This window comes from Klebsiella sp. MBT K-1 (assembly GCF_002556465.1).
Taxonomy (GTDB): Bacteria; Pseudomonadota; Gammaproteobacteria; order Enterobacterales; family Enterobacteriaceae; genus Klebsiella; species Klebsiella grimontii.
Genome location: NZ_PDEL01000013.1, coordinates 109811 through 129987 on the forward strand (window position 1 = coordinate 109811; position 20177 = coordinate 129987).

17 protein-coding genes are annotated in these 20177 nt (G+C 57.4%); 9 read left to right on the plus strand and 8 right to left on the minus strand.

Annotated elements, in window-relative coordinates; translation table 11 throughout:
- Positions 1-41 precede the first annotated feature (41 nt).
- Positions 42-548 carry a MarR family winged helix-turn-helix transcriptional regulator gene (locus CMQ96_RS19890; RefSeq protein WP_024358574.1) on the plus strand — a complete coding sequence of 169 codons (507 nt, stop codon included), beginning with the start codon at positions 42-44 and terminating at the stop codon, positions 546-548.
- A gap of 83 nt (positions 549-631) precedes the next feature.
- Here the strand turns inward: CMQ96_RS19890 and CMQ96_RS19895 are convergent, their stop codons facing one another.
- Positions 632-1093, minus strand: a complete 462-nt coding sequence (locus CMQ96_RS19895) for an Lrp/AsnC family transcriptional regulator (protein ID WP_098067213.1) — start codon at positions 1091-1093, stop codon at positions 632-634.
- 149 nt (positions 1094-1242) lie between these two features.
- Here CMQ96_RS19895 and CMQ96_RS19900 point away from each other — a divergent pair, with 149 nt between their 5' ends.
- Positions 1243-1854 (plus strand): LysE family translocator, encoded by a 612-nt coding sequence (locus tag CMQ96_RS19900; RefSeq protein ID WP_098067214.1) that lies wholly within the window; start codon positions 1243-1245, stop codon positions 1852-1854.
- A gap of 63 nt (positions 1855-1917) precedes the next feature.
- On the opposite strand, the gene CMQ96_RS19905 is transcribed toward CMQ96_RS19900, so the two are convergent.
- The gene (locus CMQ96_RS19905) at positions 1918-2190 is read right to left on the minus strand and encodes a GNAT family N-acetyltransferase (protein WP_004124777.1); all 273 of its coding nucleotides are present in this window, start codon (positions 2188-2190) and stop codon (positions 1918-1920) included.
- Between the two features lie 11 nt (positions 2191-2201).
- Positions 2202-2432 (minus strand): 4Fe-4S mono-cluster protein YjdI, encoded by a 231-nt coding sequence (gene yjdI / locus CMQ96_RS19910; protein WP_004134525.1) that lies wholly within the window; start codon positions 2430-2432, stop codon positions 2202-2204.
- 269 nt (positions 2433-2701) lie between these two features.
- On the opposite strand from yjdI, the gene CMQ96_RS19915 reads away from it, so the two are divergent.
- From CMQ96_RS19915 to CMQ96_RS19930, 4 genes are read left to right on the plus strand one after another with little or no spacing between them, the layout of a single operon-like run.
- Positions 2702-2974: a YtcA family lipoprotein gene (locus CMQ96_RS19915; protein WP_004134523.1), complete on the plus strand. Its 273-nt coding sequence runs from the start codon at positions 2702-2704 to the stop codon at positions 2972-2974.
- Positions 2975-2980: 6 nt separating this feature from the next.
- Complete coding sequence (mdtN, locus tag CMQ96_RS19920) at positions 2981-4009, plus strand: multidrug transporter subunit MdtN (RefSeq protein WP_004134521.1); 1029 nt, start codon at positions 2981-2983, stop codon at positions 4007-4009.
- Between the two features lie 9 nt (positions 4010-4018).
- Complete coding sequence (locus CMQ96_RS19925) at positions 4019-5962, plus strand: FUSC family protein (RefSeq protein WP_098067215.1); 1944 nt, start codon at positions 4019-4021, stop codon at positions 5960-5962.
- Positions 5959-7437 carry an MdtP family multidrug efflux transporter outer membrane subunit gene (locus CMQ96_RS19930; RefSeq protein WP_049099815.1) on the plus strand — a complete coding sequence of 493 codons (1479 nt, stop codon included), beginning with the start codon at positions 5959-5961 and terminating at the stop codon, positions 7435-7437. The genes CMQ96_RS19925 and CMQ96_RS19930 overlap by 4 nt, the downstream gene beginning before the upstream one ends.
- Here the strand turns inward: CMQ96_RS19930 and CMQ96_RS19935 are convergent.
- The gene (locus CMQ96_RS19935) at positions 7434-10145 is read right to left on the minus strand and encodes a LuxR C-terminal-related transcriptional regulator (protein WP_049090258.1); all 2712 of its coding nucleotides are present in this window, start codon (positions 10143-10145) and stop codon (positions 7434-7436) included. The two genes, CMQ96_RS19930 and CMQ96_RS19935, sit on opposite strands and share 4 nt — an antisense overlap.
- A gap of 166 nt (positions 10146-10311) precedes the next feature.
- Between CMQ96_RS19935 and CMQ96_RS19940 the strand changes: the two genes are divergently transcribed.
- Positions 10312-11091, plus strand: a complete 780-nt coding sequence (locus tag CMQ96_RS19940) for an acetoin reductase (protein WP_004134509.1) — start codon at positions 10312-10314, stop codon at positions 11089-11091.
- A gap of 40 nt (positions 11092-11131) precedes the next feature.
- Here the strand turns inward: CMQ96_RS19940 and CMQ96_RS19945 are convergent, their stop codons facing one another.
- On the minus strand, positions 11132-12685 hold the full coding sequence (locus CMQ96_RS19945; protein WP_024358581.1) for a peptide MFS transporter: 1554 nt from the start codon (positions 12683-12685) through the stop codon (positions 11132-11134).
- A gap of 517 nt (positions 12686-13202) precedes the next feature.
- Entirely contained in the window at positions 13203-14270 is a 1068-nt protein-coding gene (gene uxuA / locus CMQ96_RS19950; protein WP_024358582.1) for a mannonate dehydratase, read from the minus strand.
- Between the two features lie 454 nt (positions 14271-14724).
- Here uxuA and uxaC point away from each other — a divergent pair, with 454 nt between their 5' ends.
- Positions 14725-16140: a glucuronate isomerase gene (uxaC, locus tag CMQ96_RS19955; protein WP_024358583.1), complete on the plus strand. Its 1416-nt coding sequence runs from the start codon at positions 14725-14727 to the stop codon at positions 16138-16140.
- Positions 16141-16154: 14 nt separating this feature from the next.
- Complete coding sequence (locus CMQ96_RS19960) at positions 16155-17702, plus strand: MFS transporter (protein WP_004134486.1); 1548 nt, start codon at positions 16155-16157, stop codon at positions 17700-17702.
- Between the two features lie 112 nt (positions 17703-17814).
- On the opposite strand, the gene CMQ96_RS19965 is transcribed toward CMQ96_RS19960, so the two are convergent.
- Entirely contained in the window at positions 17815-18588 is a 774-nt protein-coding gene (locus CMQ96_RS19965) for a DeoR/GlpR family DNA-binding transcription regulator (RefSeq protein ID WP_004134484.1), read from the minus strand.
- Between the two features lie 47 nt (positions 18589-18635).
- Positions 18636-20141: an FGGY-family carbohydrate kinase gene (locus CMQ96_RS19970; protein WP_098067216.1), complete on the minus strand. Its 1506-nt coding sequence runs from the start codon at positions 20139-20141 to the stop codon at positions 18636-18638.
- Positions 20142-20177 lie beyond the last annotated feature (36 nt).

The following is a 20177-nucleotide window of genomic DNA, read 5'->3' on the forward strand; positions in this document are numbered from 1 at the left end:
TGTACCGACAATTATCTTGATATCAAGACAAGTGAGCATTAATGGACAAATCACCGCAGACCGACGCCGTGGATCGCATTCTTGAACAGTGGAAACGGGAGCGCCCCGATCTCGATTGCAGCCCGATGGGGCCGATCGGCCGCCTGAAACGCTGCACGATGCTGCTGGAGCCGCGCATCGAAGCGGCCTTTGTGCGCCACGATCTGGTGCGCTGGGAGTTTGATATGCTGGCGACGTTACGCCGGGCGGGCGATCCGTTCATGCTGTCGCCAACCCAGCTCTTTTCAACGTTAATGATCACCTCCGGCACCATGACCCATCGTCTGAAGGCGCTGGAAAAACGGGGCTTGATAAGCCGCCAGCCGAACCCGGAAGATGCCCGCAGTATGCTGGTGGCGCTAACGCCAGCGGGACGAGAGCTTATCGATAAGGCGGTGGAAAGCCACGTGGAGAATGAGCGGCAGCTGCTGAGCGGGCTTTCCGCAACGCAGCGCCAGCAGCTGGATGAAGCGCTGACGGTTTTTATGCGCCTGCTGGAAAAGGGTTAATCCACGCCGGCCTGGAATAAGTCGCTGACATTGTTGCCATTACTTTCCCGGAGGCGATGCTGCATCTGTCCTCCGTGTTACGCTCACCCCTTACCGAGCGGAAATGGGCGATCCTGCACAACCGTCTTCATCACCAGCGTAGAGCGCAGGTGCTGCACGCCCGGCATCGCCGAGAGCTTGTCATCATACAGTTTCTGGAACGCCGGGAGATCGCGCGTCACCACGTGCATCAGGTAGTCCGGATCGCCAAACAGGCGCTGCGCCAGCACGATCTGCGGGATCTCTTCTACCGCGTCCTCAAACGCGCTCACCGCTTTCTTATCGCCTTCTTTTAACGTCGCGAAGACAATCGCCAGGAAGTTGAAGCCCATTTTGACCGGATCCAGATTGGCCCGGTAGCCGGTAATGACGCCTTCCTGCTCCAGCGTCCGCAGCCGTCGATGACAGGGCGAAAGGCTGAGATTCACCCGCTCGGCCAGCTCGGTTATCGACAGTCGCCCGTCGGCCTGGAGCTCAGCAAGAATTTTTCGATCGATGCTATCCATTTGGAATATTTTCCCTCAGAAGACCGCTTAAGAGCATAACATTGAAAGCTCATTGCGCAATAAACTCGATATTCTTTCCCTCAAACAACCGCCGCTTAACGAGGGAAAATGATGAGAAACTGCCGTTACCACGCAGAGGTGCGCTGACCATGGAAATGAGCTTTATCGCCAGCTTTTGGCTGGTCTCCTTTCTGCTGATCATCACGCCGGGCGCTGACTGGGCCTATACCATCAGCGCGGGAATCAACGGACGCAGCGTGATACCCGCCGTCGCGGGACTCATGTCTGGCCACCTGCTGGCCACGCTGATCGTCGTCGCCGGAATCGGCGTGTTAATCGCCGGCCACCCGCTGGCGCTGTCGACGATTACCCTGCTGGGCGCAGGCTATCTGATGTGGCTGGGGATCGCTGTTTTGCGCCATCCGCCAACGCCAGGCAGCCAGCAATACAGCGCGGATAGCTGGAATCGCTGGGCGATTAAGGGGCTATGCATTAGCGGTCTGAACCCAAAAGTCTTTCTTCTGTTTCTGGCCCTGCTGCCGCAGTTTACCGACCCCCAGGGGAGCTGGTCTCTGGCCCAGCAGATGTCGGCGCTGGGCGGTATTCATCTGGTGACCTGCACGCTGGTCTATTTACTGGTCGGCTACGGCGCCAGAGCGCTGTTGGCGACCCGGCCTCAAATCGCACGAAAGGTCAGTATGGCTTCCGGCGTGATGATGGTCGCCGTAGCCGCCCTGCTGTTCGTGGAGCAGTTGAGGTAGGGGCGGGATAATTTGCTCTCCCCCTATTAAACGAAATGGCGCCAGCGCGCTGGCGCATTTATTTCAGGCGCGGATATCGTCGTACTCGCGGGTATTATCAAATTCATGTTTGGCAAACGGGCATAGTGGAATAATTTTACGCTGCTCGCCGCGCATTTTTTCCACCACTTTCGCCACCAGCTTTTTCCCTACTCCCTGGCCTTTCAGGCTGGGGTCGACATCGGTATGCTCAATAATGCTGAGGTGCTCGCCCGTGGGCACAAAAACAATTTCCGCCACCTGATTCCCGTCGGCGTCATTGACGTAAAACTTATTATGACCTTCCAGTATTTCCATCGTTTCCTCGCTTATTTTTGGCGATACTTCAGTGCGCCGCTCGGGCAGGTATCAATAACCTTAACCACCGTGGCCACGTCCACTTCATCGGGGACGATCCACGGTTTGCGTTTCAGGTTGAAAAGCTTCGCGCTGCCGCGCACGCAGTTGCCCGAGTGCTGACAGATATCGGTGTTAAAGTAGACATCGATCTTCTCGCCGGTATAGGCGCGATAGCCCGCTTCCAGTAGTTCTTTATCCATGACATTGCCTCAGTTCTGACTATTTTTTATAGCTTTGTCTTTAAGCATAGCCCTGCCAACAACCGCTGACTATCGGCGACGGGTGAAATTTTATTTCGGTAGCCGCACGCCGTTAATGCAGAATGAATGATTTTCTATGCACTCTTTAGCCAAAGAAAATGTTCTGATTGCCGATAAAATACGGACACTTCTGTTATATCCATCTTTAATTTCCCCGGCAGTGAGATTAAACTCATTCCATCCTAACCCGAGCACTCAGGTATTTAGTCTTGAATCGCATTGTAAAGCTGGCGCGCCCTTCGCTCTTATTCTCGCTATTTACGCTCACCGGCTGCTCATTATCCCCGGCGATTCCGGTATTAGGCGCCGCCTTTCCAGGCTGGTTCTTCTGCTTATTAGGCGCCTCGCTATTACTTATTCCCTGCCATATCCTGATTGTGCGTCAAGGATGGCAGTCGCGATTTTCTCCGCTGGTCTTCAGCTATCTGGCGCTGATGTTCCTGTTCGCCACGATTCTGTGGTTCCTGTTCTTCGTAAACTAGATACCTATGACACAATCCCGCTCAAGCGTTATCCGCAAAAAATGGCCCCTGCTGGCGCTCGTTCTCGCCGCTATCGTGGCGCTGATTGTGGTTATCTGGCAGCTGCAAACCTCGCCGGAAACCAACGATGCCTACGTGTATGCCGACACCATCGACGTGGTGCCGGAAGTGAGCGGGCGGATCGTCGAGATGCCGATTCGCGACAATCAGCGGGTGAAAAAAGGCGACCTGCTGTTCCGCATCGACCCGCGCCCCTACCAGGCGATGCTCGACGATGCCAAAGCCCGCCTGACCACGCTTGATGCGCAGATTATGCTGACCCAGCGCACGATCAAAGCGCAGGAGTACAACGCGCAGTCGGTCAGCGCCGCCGTTGAACGCGCTAAAGCGCTGGTTAAGCAGACCACCTCTTCACGCATTCGTCTTGAACCGCTGGTGCCGCAAGGGTTTGCCTCACAAGAAGATCTTGATCAGGCGCGAACGGCCGAAAAAGCGGCGCGCGCCGAACTGGAGGCCACCCTGTTGCAGGCGAAACAGGCTTCCGCCGCCGTGACCGGCGTTGATGCCATGGTGGCGCAACGGGCGGGGATCCTCGCGCAGATTGCGCTGGCCGAGCTGCATCTCGAATTTACCGAAGTCCGCGCGCCGTTTAACGGCGTGGTGGTAGCGCTGAAAACGACGATCGGCCAGTACGCCTCCGCCCTTAAGCCGGTCTTTACCCTGCTGGATGACGACCACTGGTACGTGGTGGCGAACTTCCGCGAAACCGACTTGCAGAACGTGCGGCCCGGCGTTCCGGCCAGAATCACCGTCATGACCAACCACGGCCGCACCTTCGAGGGCGTGGTCGACTCGGTCGGCACCGGCGTTCTGCCCGACGGCGGCAGCGTCATCGAGGGCCTGCCGGTCATCCAGAAGAGTATCAACTGGGTCCACGTCTCCCAGCGCTTCCCGGTCAAAATCGCCGTCAAAGACCCCGACCCGGCCCTGTTCCGTATGGGCGCCTCCGCCAGCGCCGTTCTCCAGCCGCAATAAGGAGACGGGATGCAGAGCCTGTGGCCATTTCTCACCCGTGAACTCCGCGATGCGCCGGGGCGGGCGAACTACACCCTGCGCCTGACGCTCAGCTGCGCGGTGCTGATCGTGCTGTTTATGACGCTGCATATTCCCTTCCTCGCCGTGGCGCTGATCGTGGTGTTTTACGTCAGCCAGCCTAACGTGCTGATGATTAAGCTGGTCAGCGTGGTTTTCGTGCTCACCGTCAGCGTCGCGCTGGGCGGCGTGCTGCTGATTATCAAGTGGACCTATGACTATCCGCTAATTCGCCTGGTCGCCTCGGTGATCCTGTTCTTCTGCGCCATTTACCTGATGCGGGTGCTCGGCAAGCTGGGGCTGGCGTTTTTCGTGGTGGCGCTGGCGGTCATCTACGCCCAAACCTTCCCGTCGATGACCAGCCAGAGCGAAATTCTGGTACGCCTGCTGCTGTGGCTATGGGTGGCGATTAATACCGCCATTCTGGTGACGCTGCTGGTCAACGCCTGTTTCCAGCAGGCCTTTCCCGGCTATCAGTTTAAAGCCCGGCTGGTGGTGATGCTGCGCCAGACGGCGAAGGTGCTTAGCCAACCGGATGAAGGAGAGCCGCAGCCTACCTTTACCGAGATCGCCGGGCAGTTTAACCAGCTGCAGTCCTTGTATCAGCAGGCCGCGCGCGCCACGCCGGAGATCGCCGCCAGCCCGCAGGCCTGGCAATCGCTGATGGCCGCCGCGCTGCGCTGCTACCATTTGACGGCGCTGCTCCAGCCGGGCGACGACCATCCCGATGCGCGTCGGCGGATAGCCCGCGAACTTAACGCGCTGGCGGACAATCTGCCCGCGACGGCAGCGGCGGATATTCAGACGTTGGTGGTCCCACGCGATAGTGATAACAGCGCCATTTTGCAGGAAATCGCCGAGGTGCTGGCGCGGCTGGCGCGCGGCGAAGCCGTTCCGCTGCCGCGGGGCGAAGTGGAAAAAGCGCCGCTGCTTTTGCCGGACGCGTGGTCCAACCCGGCCTATCTGCACTTTGCCCTGAAAACGCTGCTGGCGACGCTGCTGTGCTACGTCTTTTACACCGCCGCAGACTGGCAGGGCATCCACACCATCATGCTGAGCTGCGTGATCGTCGCCCAGCCGGGCCTGGGCGCCACCATGCAGAAAACGTGGCTACGCATCGGCGGCGCGCTGTTGGCCACGCTGATTGCGCTACTGCTGATCGTCTTTGTGCAGCCCTGGACCGACTCGCTGAGCGGCCTGCTGGCGATGACCCTGCCGGTTTTCGCGCTGGCGGCGTGGATTGCGGCAGGCTCAGAGCGCATCGCCTACGCCGGCATTCAGATAGGCTTTACCTTCGCGCTGGCGTTCCTCAGCTGGTTTGGCCCGCTTAGCAACCTTACCGAACTGCGCGACCGGGTTATCGGTATCCTGCTCGGCGTGCTGGTCTCCTCGATTGTTCATCTCTATTTATGGCCCGATAGCGAAGCGCCGCGGCTTAAAGCGCGTCTGGCGCAGCTCTATCGCCAGCTGGCGCAGACCCTCGCCGCCCGCGACGATGAGGTTCAACTGGTACCGCTCTTTGCCGCGCTGACCGAGAGCGAAACCTTAATCAACCGGGTGTCCGCCGAGCCGCTGGGAACCTACGCCCACCCGTGGCCGGAAGCCAAAAACTGGCCGACGCGGACGAGTTTTCGTCAGGCAGAAGAGATCCTGCGCCTCAGTGAAGGCTATCGCCTGTACGCGGCGCCGGGGGATACCTTTTTAGCCCGCTGCGCCCCGCGGCTTGAGGACTACGCCGCCGGTATCGACGCGCAGCAAACCGCCGCAGAATGCTCTCAGGCGCTTCTCCCGGACCCGGCGAATCCGTTTGGCGCGCCGCTGGTCAACGCGTTGGCAGCGCTGCCAACGTGGCCCTTTGCATCCTCCGTTATTCCGCGACAGGCAACCCGCTCATGATAAAAATCACTCCTCCTCCGCGCGTCTGGCGTACCTCGGCACTTGCCTTCGCCCTGACGCTGTTAACCGGGTGCGCGTTAATCCAGGACGATCCCGGCCAGGTGCCGCTGGTCAACCCGCAGCAGGCCGAGCTGGCGCAGGTGATCCACCTCGCGAACAGCGGCTGGCCGACGGCGCGATGGTGGGAAGGCTATCAGGATCCCCAGCTCAATATGCTGGTCAACCGCGCGTTGCAGAATTCACCCACTATGCAGGCTGCGCGGCTGCGTATTTCACAATCGCAGTCCACGGTGGAGCTGGCGCAGTCGGCAATGGGCGTTCAGGCTACCGCCGTGGCGGCGCAAAACCGCCTGCGGGTGACCAATAAACAGTTCACCTGGCCCTACTCCTTCTCCCTGCCGGTGGATAAAAACGGCCCCTGGTACACGTTGAATACGGTCGGCGTCGGGGCAACGCTGAATATCGATTTATGGGGCGCCGACCGCGCCCGCGTCGCCGCCGCGATTGGCGAAAAGAACGCCCGCCAGGCGGAGACCGCCGGTATCGAGCTGGATCTCGCCAGCAGCGTCGCCCAGCTCTATTTCGCGATGCAGGCAACCTTCCAGAAAATCGAATTACTCAACCAACTGGAGGCCATCGCCAGTCTCTCGGTGCAGGCCCATGAGCATCGTACCGCGCGCGGCGTCGAGGATAGCGTCGATGTCGCCAACGCCCAGGATGAACTGCTGGCGGCGCAGCAGCAGGTGATTACGGCGCAGGGAACGATAACGCAGTATCGGGAAACCCTGCGGGCGCTGATCGGCGCTGATGCGCATAGCATGCCGGAGATCCACCCGGTGGCGCTGCCGGCGCTGCAGGAAACGCTCCCGGACTCGCTCTCGTTTGAGCTGCTGGCCCGCCGCCCGGATCTCCAGGCTCTGCGCGGCTACGTCAGCGCCTCGATGAGCCAGGTGGACGCGGCAAAAGCGGCCTTTTACCCGCACTTTGATATCAAGGCCTTCTGGGGCTACAACGCGCTGAGCGTCGGCGACCTGTTTAAGTCCTCCTTCCAGCAGATCAACATACTGCCGGGGCTCTATTTACCGCTGTTTGACGGCGGGCGCTTAAACGCCACCCTGAAATCGACGCGTACGGCGAGCAATATCCTGATTAAGCAGTACAACCAGGCGGTGCTGGACGCAGTGCGCGACGTTGCGATTAGCTCCAGCCAGCTGAACGATTTGAACCAGCAGGCCGCGCTGCAGCAGCAGAAAGTGACGGCGGCGATGGTGACCACCCGCAGCGCCAGCGCGCACCATCAGCGCGGGCTGGTCAGCTACTATGCGGCGCAGGAGGCGCGTCGCCCGGCTATCGCGCAGCAGCTTTTGCTGCTGGATATCCAGGCCCAACGGCTCAGCACCGATATCACCCTGATTAAAGCGCTGGGCGGCGATTACCGCGGCCCGGCGCTGAGCGAGAACGCCCCATTGCGCTAGCCTAACAGGCGCCATTCGCGCGCCTGGTTTACCGCCTGGATGCGCCCCTTCACCTGCAGCTTTTCATACAGCTGCTTAAGGTGCCACTTGACGGTTTCCGCCGAAATACCCAGCTCGCGCGCGACGCCCTTATTGGAATAGCCGTCGGCAATCAAACTCAGGGTCTGCTGCTCCCGTTCGGTCAACCGCAGGGCGAGCGGCTGCGGGCGGGCGCTATCAATCACGATCCCGGCGGCGGCGAAGCGCGACAGCAAAACGGCGATATCGGCGGTCAGCGCATCATCCGCCGCGCCGCGCTTGTGTATTTCAGCCAGCAACGCAGCCATCTCTTCCCTCCCCTCCAGCAGGCTGCGCCATAGCCCCTGATGCAGCGCGCGCGCAAGCGCCGGTCGGCAGATAGCCATCGCCAGCTCCCGCTCGCCGGCACGCCAGAGGGCCAGCGCCTGCCTGAGCCGCAAACGCACGGCGAACAGCCGCTCGCCGCTGCTTTCCCGCACGCCGGCCAGCGTATCCAGCAGCCGCGCGGCGGCCAGCGGTTCGCCGGCGGCGATAAGGAGGCGGCTCTGGCCGATGGCGATATATCCGCCGACGGATTCCGTCTGGCTGAGGCTCTGCAGACGAAGCAGCAGCGCCTCAGCGGCCTGTTTGTCGCCCGCGTGAAGCGCGACGGCGATCCGCTCCGCCAGCAGCGGCGCCTGCGCCCGCAGCCAGCCGCGTTGGGCCGCCAGTCCTTCGGCATGCAGTAATAGTGATTCGGCCTCCGCCAGCCGCCCCGTTTCCCGGGCCTGGCGGGCCAGAACGATGTAGCTGCGGCTAAGGCCATCGGGCGGACAAAAGCTGTCGATGGTCTCCAGACGCGGAACCAGCAGGCTTTGCGCTTGCTCTCCCTTCCCCTGCTCCCAGGCGATCTCCGCCAGGATGGGCGCAAGGGTTGCGCCGCTGCTGGCGTTCTCGCCGGCGTGCCGCTCCGCGTAGCGCAGCGCCCGTGCCGCCTGGCGTTCCGCTTCGGCGAGATTTCCCTGACGCAGATAGCTCTGCGCCATGACGAACGCCCGGTAAACCGTCACGAACAGGTTGCGGTTAGCGAGGCTAACGCCGGATACCCGCTGCTGCACCTCCAGCGCCTGTTGCGGCCGGGAGTCCGCCAGATGGCAGTAGCTGAGGATATTGCACACCAGACCATCGACCCAGATATCGCCGCAGGGCACCTCGCGCAGCAGCGGTTCGACAATGGCGATACTGCGGTCGATATTGTCGGCAAAGGCTTCGCAGATCGCGCGAACCACCCGCAGCTTAACCCACGCGCTGTGGGCCAGCGCCTCGCCATGCGCCGCCGATTGCATCTCAATGGCGTCCAGCAGCTGGCGGGCTTCGCTGAACCGGAAGCGGTGGGCTAGCGCCCAGGCCAGGTTCAGCTGCAGCGCAATGCGCGACGGGTCAGGATTCGCAGGCAGATAGCGGATCCACTGCACCAGGGTATCGATATCCCCCTCTTCCGCCAGCGACTGCGCGCCGGCTTCCGCATCCTTCGCCGCCGACTTCCCGGCGGCCAGCGCATGGCGTATCGCCTCGGCCCACAGCTGCTGTGAGGCGAACCAGCCGCTGGCGCGGTCGTGCAGCTGGCGAATATCAATCTCACCGCTGTGCCGCAGGCGGTGCAGCAGCGCGTCGCGCATCAGCGGGTGATAGCGAAACCAAAGGCCGCTTTCATCCAGCGCGGAAAGAAACAGGTTATGCCGCTCTATCCACGCCAGCATCGCCCTGGCGTTATTGCGGCCGCAGACGACGTCGCACAGGTCCGGATGCAGGCGATTAAGCATCGAGGTCTGCAAAAGGAAGTCGAACACCTCGGGAGGCAGCGGCGCGAAAATGACTTCATCCAGATAGCGGGAGATTGACCGTGAGCCGGCGCTGAGGCCCATCGCCGCGGAAGCGTCCGCAGAGAGCGCGGCCATTTTCATTCCCGCGATCCACCCTTCCGTGAGCGCGATAAGCCGGGGGATCGCCTGCGGATCCAGCCCCGACGCGCCGGCGAACCAGGCGCGGGCTTCGCTGGGGCTAAAGCGCAGCTCGGGGTCGTACACCTCCAGCAGCTGATCCTGCATATGCAGACGGCTCAGGGCTAAAGGCGGCTGACTGCGGCTGCCGATAATCAGGTGCAGCGCCGGCGGCGCATGGTGCAGCAGCCAGCTCATTCCCTGATGAATCGCCGGGTCGCTGATACATTGATAGTCGTCGAGGATCAGGTACAGCGGATGCGGGCACTGATTAAGCTGATTAACGAGTTCAGCAAAGAACAGGGGGAGGTCGGCCGGAAGCTCGCCTTGCAGCAGCTGCAGAAACGACGGGCTCCACCCCTGCCACAATGGCCGCAGCGCCTCCTGCAGATAGCGTATAAACAGCAGCGGCGCGTTGTCATCCTCTTCAAGGCTCAGCCAGGCCAGCGCATCCCCTTGTCGAAGGCGGTGCCGGTACCACTGCGCCAGCAGGGTGGTTTTGCCAAATCCGGCGGGCGCGCGCACCAGGGTTAAACGGCGGGAGACGGCGGCGTCGAGGCGCAGCAGCAGGCGCTCCCGCGACAGCAGGCTTTCAGGCGTACGGGGCGGCGTAAAGCGCGTGGAGATAAGCGGCAGCGTCCCCGTGAAGCGTAAAGGTTCCTGATGAACAAGCGCTGTCAGCGCATCATCCGCCGAGGATAAAAAAGCCATACCGCGATTACTCCTTAATCCAGTCCGTACGCTCATTATCCCCCCCATCAGGGGGGTAGGCCACGCTTATCGCGCCCGATAGAGTAGTGCCATTCGCCGCAGCGGCTACGACGACATCGGCCGCGGGCCTCCCTAGTTTATTAATCAGTACAAGGTGAGTACAGACATGGCTATCGAAAATAAAGTTGCGCTGGTAACCGGCGCCGGTCAGGGCATTGGCCGCGGTATTGCGTTGCGTCTGGCCAAAGACGGCGCGTCGCTGATGCTGGTCGACGTGAACCCTGAAGGGATTGCCGCCGTCGCCGCCGAAGTGGAAGCGCTGGGACGTAAAGCGGCCACCTTCGTCGCTAACATCGCCGATCGCGCGCAGGTGTACGCCGCCATTGATGAAGCGGAAAAACAGCTCGGCGGCTTTGATATTATCGTGAACAACGCCGGGATCGCCCAGGTTCAGGCGCTGGCCGATGTGACGCCTGAAGAAGTAGACCGCATCATGCGCATCAACGTTCAGGGTACCCTGTGGGGCATTCAGGCGGCGGCGAAAAAATTCATCGACCGTCAGCAGAAAGGGAAAATCATCAACGCCTGCTCTATCGCCGGTCACGATGGTTTCGCGCTGCTGGGCGTTTATTCCGCCACCAAATTTGCCGTACGCGCCCTGACGCAGGCAGCGGCGAAAGAGTATGCCAGCCGCGGCATTACGGTTAACGCCTACTGTCCGGGGATTGTGGGAACCGGGATGTGGACCGAAATCGATAAGCGCTTCGCGGAAATTACCGGTGCGCCGGTGGGTGAAACCTATAAAAAATACGTTGAAGGTATCGCCCTTGGCCGCGCCGAAACGCCGGACGATGTGGCAAGCCTGGTCTCTTATCTGGCAGGCCCGGATTCCGATTATGTTACCGGTCAGTCGATTCTGATCGATGGCGGTATTGTTTACCGTTAAGGGATAAACCCGGCGCAGAACGCGCCGGGTTTTTGCGGGATTACGCGTTAGCCGCGGGCTCCTGCGGCTTGTCGCTACGGGTGTTTTCCAGCATCCGGCGAACCGGAACAATCAGCAGGCACAGCACCGCGGCGCAGATCAGCAGCGCAATGGAGCAGCGTGCGAACAGATCGGGCAGCATATCCAGCTGATCGGCCTTCACGTGACCGCCAATCAGGCCCGCCGCCAGGTTGCCCAGGGCGCTGGCGCAGAACCACAGCCCCATCATCTGGCCGCGCATTCTTTCCGGCGCCAGCAGCGTCATGGTCGCCAGGCCAATCGGGCTGAGGCACAGCTCGCCCAGCGTCAGCATCAGAATACTGCCCACCAGCCACATCGGCGAGACGCCCGCGCCGTTGTTGCTCAGGACGTTTTGCGCCGCCAGCATCATCAGGCCAAAGCCCGCCGCCGCGCATAAAATACCGATAACAAACTTGGTGATGCTGCTCGGACGCACGTTTTTGCGCGCCAGCGCAGGCCACGCCCAGCTAAATACCGGCGCCAGCAGAATAATAAACAGGGCGTTAATCGACTGGAACCACACCGCCGGGATCTCGAAGGAGCCGATCATACGGTTGGTATAGTCGTTAGCGAACAGGTTAAACGAGGTCGGTTTCTGCTCAAACGCCGACCAGAAAAAGGCGGCGGAGATCAGCAGGATAAAGCATACCAGCAGGCGGGCGCGCTCTTTGCGGCTCAGTCCGGCGAAGACGAACAGGTAGATAAAATAGAGCACCACCGACGCCGCAATCACGTAGACCAGCACGCTGGCGACCGCCACCGGGTTAATCACGATAACGCCCTGGGCAATCAGCGCGATGATAACCGCCACGCCCACCGTTAGCGCCAGCAGCCATGCGCCGACGCCGTTTCGTTTCACTACCGGACTGTTCCAGGTGGAATCGAGACCGACTTCACGGTCATAGCGTTTCATCGCCGGAACGGCAAAGACGCGGAAGATAATCAGCGCGACCAGCATCCCGATGCCGCCGATGCCGAAACCCCAGTGCCAGCCGTGAGATTTAATCAGCCAGCCGGAGATCAGCGGGGCGATAAACGACCCCATGTTGATGCCCATATAAAACAGCGAGAAGCCGCCGTCGCGGCGCGCATCGCCTTTTTTGTACAGGGTACCGACCATCACCGAAATACAGGTTTTGAACAGGCCGGAACCGAGCACGATAAACATCAGGCCGATAAAGAACAGGCTATCGCCCATCACCGCCGACAGGGCGATGGAGAGATGGCCCAGCGCGATCAGAATTGAGCCGTACCAGACTGCCTTTCGTTGTCCGAGCCAGTTGTCCGCCAGCCAGCCGCCCGGCAGAGCGGCAAGATACATGGTCCCGGCAAAGATCCCGACGATGGCCGACGCGTTCTCGCGCGCCAGCCCCATCCCTCCGTCATAAACGGTGGCTGCCATAAACAGGATCAGTAACGGACGAATGCCGTAAAACGAGAACCGTTCCCACATTTCGGTGAAAAACAGCGAACCAAGCGGGTACGGATGACCAAAAAAGGTCCGAGTTTCATTTTTATTAACAGAGGAATGCATAACTTCTCCCAGGATGTCCGCCGCGCTTTAACGCAGCGGAAAGCGTGTTGGCCTTTTATACATAAGGTCAATCATTCACATTTAATATGACGTTATTTAACCATTTGATAACCTAAAAATGGTCCTGTCTAGTCCCTTCCCCCAACTTTTTAGATGAAAAGTCGACAAACGTCTACTTTTACAGATTTAAAGTTGGCGATAGGGGAAATGTGATTGACATCATAAAACCGAGCACGTTATGTAAAATTTATCTTAATAAACAGATAGTTAATAATAGTTATTTTTATCATTAGCGGGCGAAACCCGAGGGGGTGGTAACCTATCTATAACCTTAATAAATCCATGTCTGATAGGCACAATGCCAGGAAAGACCGATAAATCTAACAATTGAAGTTGTGAAGAAAGGGTGAGCAGAGAGCAACGGCAAGCCAGTATCAGCTGCCTCTAAGCCTCAAGGGGCTTTGTATTATCCGTGCAAGGTGAGTACCGGGGACATTCGCCCCGGTTTTTCAATCAATTACTTTTGCTTTTCCAGCGCTTCCCACAGACCCATCAGGTAGGTAACGCCCAATGCGCGGTCATACAGACCGTATCCCGGACGCCCGGTTTCTCCCCAAATAAAGCGACCATGGTCCGGACGAATATAACCATCAAAACCATTATCATGGAGAGCCTGCATTATGCGGTACATATCCAGAGAGCCGTACGCGGAAGGGTGCGCCGACTCATAAAAATCCTTGTCTTTAATAAGCTTAATATTGCGTACGTGCGCAAAGTGAAGACGCTTACGCCGGGTAAATTCAGCCAGAATTTCATAGACATTATTGTCAGGATCTTCGGCAATCGACCCTGTACAAAGGGTGATACCGTTCGCGGGTGAATCAACCGTATCGCAAATCAACGCCAGATCGGCATGATTTTTTACCACACGCGGCAGGCCAAAAATAGAATACGGCGGATCGTCCGGGTGGATCGCCATTTTAACGCCCACTTCTTCACATACCGGAATGACTTCACGTAAGAAATAGAACAGATTTTCCCGAAGCCTGGTATCATCGACATCGCGATAGCGCGCGAACAGCTCCTGAACCTTCGCCAGACGCTCAGGTTCCCAACCCGGCAAAGCAAAACCGTTCGCGTTCTCCAGTACCTCTTTAACGACGTCTTCCAGAGACTTATCAATACCGCGCTTTTCAAAGGCCATGGTTAATGAGCCATCCGGAAGCACATAATTCATATCGGTTTTCATCCAGTCGAAGACCGGCATGAAATTATAACAAATGACTTTTACGCCAAACCCCGCCAGGTTACGGATAGTTTGCTTGTAGTTGTCAATATAGCGATCGCGTTCCGCTGAACCAATTTTGATGTCATCGTGAATGTTTACGCTTTCGATGACTTCCATCTTCAGGCCTGCGGCGTGGGCCTGCTCAATCAACGCCTTAATTTTTTCTACCGGCCAGACTTCGCCGGGGGCAACATCGTAAAGCGCCCCGACGACGCCTTCTACCCCCGGCACCTGTCGAATATACTCCAGCGGGATTTTATCTTCCTGCGGCCCGAACCAGCGCATTGTCATCTGCATTTTAACTTCTGCCTTCATCATTGAGATAGTTACCATACTAGTAGTAAAAAGAGTATTCAGTAAGTTTTATTAGATCAATAGTTATTTTAAAAAAAATAAATCTCTCTAACGTCCCACACGTTTTAGGCATCATCTTAATAAGTGAACCACTATTAAAACTTGTTATTTATATGTGAAATAAAATGCGCATGGCGCCTATTTTAATTCATTTACGCCCCTCTTTTTTACCATCAGTTATAAATTAGCCCTCCCCCTTACCGTTATCACAATGGCCCGACATTAAATAATATGAGTTGAGTCACATATTTCCTATTTGCACTTGTATGGTAGTAGACTAAAATTATACGCAGGGTTTAATGTCGGCGCTCACAGGCACTATCAGAAAGCAATATCCATTTAAATCAGACAGCGCTTTAGGCTAAAAAAACCGTGTTCAGCGTCTACTGGAGAACTTATGCCATTGATAAATGATAGTTTTATGATCAGCAATCCGACAGGAAAAAAACTCTATCTTGAGATAGCGAGAGAGCAACCTATTATCGATTACCATTGCCATCTTGAGGCGAAGGCTATTTGGGAAAATGAACCTTTCGCCGACATTACGCAGTTATGGCTGGAAGGCGATCATTATAAATGGCGCGCGATGCGGGCAAATGGTATTCCCGAGGAAAAAATCACCGGTAACGCTACCGCTGAAGAAAAATTTGCGGCATGGGCGCAAACCGTTGAGGCCTGCTTCGGTAACCCTCTCTATCACTGGACCCATCTGGAACTTAAATACTATTTTAACATTGATGACACGTTAAATAGCCGTAACTGGCATGAAATAATGACGCGGTGTAATGAGCAATTACGCCGCAAAGAATTCTTACCTCAGGCGTTAATACGCCGTTCAAATGTCGAGGCCCTGTGCACAACGGATGGGCCGCTGGATAATCTGGAATATCATCAGCGGCTGGCGGCAAATAGTGATTTTTCTCCGCTTGTTCTACCGACTTTCCGCCCTGACGAACTCTTTGATACCGATCCAGAAAGCTTTCAGACGTTTATTTCCCGTCTGGCGGAGAAAACCCAAATTCGTATCGCTTCTTTGCAAGACTTGCTGGCCGCTCTGGAATCACGTATCGATTTTTTCCACACTGTAGGGTGCCGCATATCCGATCACGGTCCTCTGGAAATCGTTTACAACCCTCTGGATGAAGCCGCTCTGGCCGCGCTTTTCCAGCGCCGTCTGAAGAACGAGGCCCTGACAAAAGACGAACAGCAGGCGTGGGATAGCGCAATTTTTATCGCACTCGCCAAAATGTATAAGCAGCGCGAGTGGGCTATGCAGATTCACTTTGGCGCAATTCGCAACAATAACAAACCGATGTTTAAGAAGGTGGGCATCAACTGCGGCTTTGATTCCGTTGGCGATCAAACGCTCCTCGCCGGAAGCCTGAATGCGCTCCTCAACGCCATGGGCGAGAACAATGGCCTGCCCAAAACCATCCTTTATAACCTCAATGCCGGCTATAACGATGTGGTGGCCTCTGCGATCGCTAACTTCCAGAGCGGCGAAGATGGCGTGAAATCCCCGCTGCAGTTTGGATCCGGCTGGTGGTTTAACGATACTCGCCGCGGCATGGTCAATCAGCTCAATACGCTCGCCGATCAGGGTTTACTGGCCAACTTCGTCGGTATGCTCACCGATTCCCGCAGCTTCGTCTCCTATACCCGACACGATTACTTCCGCCGGATCCTCTGCGATCTGATTGGAGGATGGGTGGAAAATGGAGAAGTTCCTGACGATAAAAACATTCTTACCTCAATGATTCGGGATATTTGCGTAGAAAACGCACGCCGCTATTTCCGTTTTTCACAAGCCTGAGACAGGTATAAACCATGACCCTTAAAAACAGAAAAGTAACCATTCCTGTCAGTATCGGCTACGGTCTGACGGATATTATGGGCGGCGGCGCCTTTACCGTCATTGGCGCGTGGCTTCTCTTTTTTTATACCACTTTTGTCGGTCTGTCGCCGATTGAAGCGGCTTCAATCGTGGCGATTGCCCGTATTGTTGATGCTATCGTTAGCCTGTTTATGGGCAGCTTCACCGATCATTTCTATAAAAATTATCTGGGTAAAAAATTTGGCCGTCGTCGCTTCTTCCTGCTGATTGGCGCGCCGCTCATGCTGGTTTATATCCTGCTGTGGATGAACGGTATGAATTTCTGGTTCTATCTCGCGGTCTACCTGGCGTTTGAAGTTATCGCGGCAATGGTGCTTATCCCATGGGAAACGCTGCCCTCTGAGATGACCAAAGACTTTAACGATCGTACCAAACTCTCCACTTGCCGAATGTTCCTGTCGGCCTCCGGCACCTTTCTCGCCACCTTTATTCCAGGCCTGTTGATCGGCTGGCTGGGCGAGAACAACGCCGATGCCTATTTAATCAACGGGGTAGTCTTTGCCGTTATGTTTACCCTCTGCGTATTCATTTCCTGGAAAGTCACCTGGGAGCGCGAGTTAACGCCGGAAATGCAGGCAGAAATCGAGAAAGAGACGCAGCCTACGACCTTCGGAGAGAAAATCACAGCCTTCGGTAACTTGTTTAAAGAGTACGCCTCTACCCTGAAGGTGCGCGCATTCCGTAAACACCTGGCTATCTATCTCTTTTCCTTCACCGCGAAGGATATCTACAACACGGTGTTTGTCTTTTTCTGCGTCTACTGCCTGAATGTGTCATCCTCTCTGGCGGGAACGCTGCTGTCGATGAGTATCGTTGGATTGCCGGTCACGCTGGCGGCGGGCGTCGCGATCATTAAATACGGCCCCTCCCGGCTTTATGTTTTCGCCTATACCCTGATGATGCTGTGTCTCGGCGGATTCTTCCTGGTCTATCAGTTCCCGACGGATAACAAAGTAATGCTGCTGGTGATCCTCGCGGGCGTTTATCAGGTCGGCCGCTGCGTACTGGAATTTACCCCGTGGAACGTATTCCCGTTTATTCCGGATATTGATGAAATGATAACCCGCCAACGCCGCGAAGGTCTGTTTGCTGCGGTGATGACCTTCTCCCGTAAAACAACGGTTGCCATTGCGACCTTTGCGGTAGGCCTGCTGTTACAGAGCGGTGGTTTCATGAAAGGTAGCCAGGTTCAGCCTCAGGAAGCCATCACCACGATTGCTATGCTGCTATTTGTCGGCACCGCCGGGCTGTTGATCATCGCGCTATGGCAAGCGCTGACTTTCCATCTGAACAAGCGTACGCACAAAATTTTAGTCGACGAGATCGAACGCCTGAAAGCGCATGGTCGCAAGCAGGATGTGACGCCTGAAGCCCGCCATGTTGTGGAAGATCTTACCGGTTACGCTTATGACAAACTGTGGTGTCAGGATGCAACTGCGCCAGCGACCTCCAATAACCCGGGGGCTGCCCTGAACGGATAGATACGGTCGGCTCCCTGCTGCGTAACGATGCCAAAAATGGGAGCCAATCTATCGCTTCTTTCTGATATCTTGCCTCCGTCTGTACAGCAGGTGGAGGCAAAATCAAATCCCACTACCGAGGCGCCTCTTCATCCAACGAGATCACCTGAATGCCGGCGTTGCGATACGCCTGAACGTCATCGGGCAGACGATCGATCACCACGGTATCAATCCGATCCGCGGCGGTAAATTGGGCAAGGGAGGTGTTATTCAGCTTGCTGTAGTCGCAGACGATAATCACCTGGCTGGCGTGTTCAACCATGCCGCGTTTCGTTTCTGCCAGCATGATATCGGCCACGCAGGCGCCGTGTTTCAGCGACAGCGAATTGGCGCCCATAAACGCTTTATCGACGTTCAGCGTATCGAGAATGGAGCGTCCATTGATCGCCACCACGCAGTGGTACCCCTTCTTGACTATCCCGCCCAGCAGAATGGTTTGAATAGAGGGGCTGGCTTCCAGCTCGCGGGCGATTTGGTAATCGTTGGTCACCACCGTGACGTTTTGTCTGTCGCGAATATTGCGCGCGATATGCAGGGTCGTGGTGCCGGTATCCAGCACGATAATGTCACCATCCTCAACCAGCGCCGCCGCGCGTTGACCGATGCGCTCTTTCGCGCTGAGATTAACGATTTCGCGCGCGTCAGAGGCCTGTTCAAAGCTCGCCCGCGTGCGAAGAACGGCGCCGCCGTGGGTACGGGTCAGCAGCCCCTCCTCTTCCAGCTGGCGGAGATCGGCACGAATGGTGGCGCCAGATACATTAAAGACGTCACACATCTCAGAAACAGCCACTTTGCGTTTTTCCCTGAGAATACTGAGCAACTTCTCCTGTCTTTCTTCTGCAAACATTCTGCCTCTCTCTATATTTACGGCGCTCTCCGCGCGATAGCATACCTTCAGTCTGGCCCCGCGCTCAGCGCATCCAGCCTGTCGTATAAGGCGGCGGATTGCCGGTAGAGCGTATCAAAAAGCTCGCTGCAGGCCTGGTAATAATCCCGCAGACGGGGATCCGGCGAAATCAGCTTGTCGAACTGCACCGTCTGCCGCACGCCGCTGGCAAAATCCGCGTACAGCCCCGCGCCAACCCCGGCGATAATACCGCATCCGGTGACGCCATTCTCCTGATTGCGCGTGGATAATATCGGAAGATTGTACGCCGCCGCTTTGATTTCAAGCCACAGCGGGCTGCGCGCGCCGCCGCCGGAAGCGATCATTTGCTGCGGATATTGCCCGCACGCCTGCAGCTGGCGAAGATTGCGCCAGGACGCAAAGGCCACCCCTTCCAGGACCGCGCGGAATAAATGGCCGCGGCGATGCTTGCGCTGCAGGCCGAAGAACTGCGCCCGCGAGTTCGTGTGCTCGGCCAGGCGCTCTCCCGTCAGATAGGGAAGAAAGAGTAGCCCTTCCGCGCCGGCCGGCACCGCGGCTGCTTCCTGCAAAAGCTGCGGGTGCGTTATCTGGTTATCGGCCAGCGCCAGCCGCGCCCAGCGGACGGCATCGCCCCCAGCATCCAGAATCGTAAATCCGCCCCAGGCCGCGTTGGCGAGATGGAGGTTATTGACCAGCGGATGGCGTAACGGCCGCTGCGATACCACCGTTATCAGCGTCGACGTGCCGGTGGAGTCGGACGCCATACCCGGCTCATACACGCCCGAACCGAGCAGAGAGGCCGCCATATCCGACGTACCCGCCACCACCGGGATACCGACAGGCAGCCCCGTGGTATCGGATGCGCGCGGCGTCACCTGGCCGATAATGTCGCTGGAAAGTTTAAGCTCCGGTAGCTGATCGACCCGCAGGCCAAACGTTTCGCAGGCTTGCGAAGACCAGGCGCGGGTTTCGCTGTCCATCAGGAAATAGCAGGACGCCTCGCTATAGTCGGTCGCCAGGGCGCCGGTGAGCATGAAATTAATATAGTCCTTCGGCATTAACACTTTGGCGAGCTTTGGCCAACGTTCTGGATGATGTTCACGCCACCAGGCTAATTTGAAAGCCGGCCACGCCGCCGCGGGCGGATTATTTAAATGTGCCAGCCACTTTTCCCGCCCTTCGCGCGCGGCAAAGGCATCCACCTGCGGCTGGCTACGCTTGTCATTCCACAGCAGCGCCCGGTCCTCCACCAGCTCGCCGCAGTCGTCCAGCAGGACGGTGCCGTGCATCTGTCCGCAGGCGCCAATGACCGCAATCTGCGTAACTGTTTCAGGATAGCGGTAGAGCACCTCGCGTATGCATTCGCAGGCGGCCCGCCACCATAGAGAAGGGGCCTGTTCTGACCAGCCCGCACGCGGCGTGGTCTGCTCATACTCCCTTTGCGCAAAACCGACCATCGTGCCATCAACGCGCAAAATAGCGGCGCGGGTACTGCCAGTGCCAACATCAATCGTGAGTATTTTATCTTTCATCACTGACTCCGGTGACGTTTTATGGCGGGCCATCAG

Excerpts from the sequence above, each read along its gene's own strand:
- CMQ96_RS19890 (WP_024358574.1), top strand. The coding sequence starts at position 42 with ATGGACAAATCACCGCAGACCGACGCCGTGGATCGCATTCTTGAACAG.
- CMQ96_RS19895 (WP_098067213.1), bottom strand. The coding sequence starts at position 1,093 with ATGGATAGCATCGATCGAAAAATTCTTGCTGAGCTCCAGGCCGACGGG.
- CMQ96_RS19900 (WP_098067214.1), top strand. The coding sequence starts at position 1,243 with ATGGAAATGAGCTTTATCGCCAGCTTTTGGCTGGTCTCCTTTCTGCTG.
- CMQ96_RS19905 (WP_004124777.1), bottom strand. The coding sequence starts at position 2,190 with ATGGAAATACTGGAAGGTCATAATAAGTTTTACGTCAATGACGCCGAC.
- yjdI (WP_004134525.1), bottom strand. The coding sequence starts at position 2,432 with ATGGATAAAGAACTACTGGAAGCGGGCTATCGCGCCTATACCGGCGAG.
- mdtN (WP_004134521.1), top strand. The coding sequence starts at position 2,981 with ATGACACAATCCCGCTCAAGCGTTATCCGCAAAAAATGGCCCCTGCTG.
- CMQ96_RS19925 (WP_098067215.1), top strand. The coding sequence starts at position 4,019 with ATGCAGAGCCTGTGGCCATTTCTCACCCGTGAACTCCGCGATGCGCCG.
- CMQ96_RS19930 (WP_049099815.1), top strand. The coding sequence starts at position 5,959 with ATGATAAAAATCACTCCTCCTCCGCGCGTCTGGCGTACCTCGGCACTT.
- CMQ96_RS19935 (WP_049090258.1), bottom strand. The coding sequence starts at position 10,145 with ATGGCTTTTTTATCCTCGGCGGATGATGCGCTGACAGCGCTTGTTCAT.
- CMQ96_RS19940 (WP_004134509.1), top strand. The coding sequence starts at position 10,312 with ATGGCTATCGAAAATAAAGTTGCGCTGGTAACCGGCGCCGGTCAGGGC.
- CMQ96_RS19945 (WP_024358581.1), bottom strand. The coding sequence starts at position 12,685 with ATGCATTCCTCTGTTAATAAAAATGAAACTCGGACCTTTTTTGGTCAT.
- uxuA (WP_024358582.1), bottom strand. The coding sequence starts at position 14,270 with ATGCAGATGACAATGCGCTGGTTCGGGCCGCAGGAAGATAAAATCCCG.
- uxaC (WP_024358583.1), top strand. The coding sequence starts at position 14,725 with ATGCCATTGATAAATGATAGTTTTATGATCAGCAATCCGACAGGAAAA.
- CMQ96_RS19960 (WP_004134486.1), top strand. The coding sequence starts at position 16,155 with ATGACCCTTAAAAACAGAAAAGTAACCATTCCTGTCAGTATCGGCTAC.
- CMQ96_RS19965 (WP_004134484.1), bottom strand. The coding sequence starts at position 18,588 with ATGTTTGCAGAAGAAAGACAGGAGAAGTTGCTCAGTATTCTCAGGGAA.
- CMQ96_RS19970 (WP_098067216.1), bottom strand. The coding sequence starts at position 20,141 with ATGAAAGATAAAATACTCACGATTGATGTTGGCACTGGCAGTACCCGC.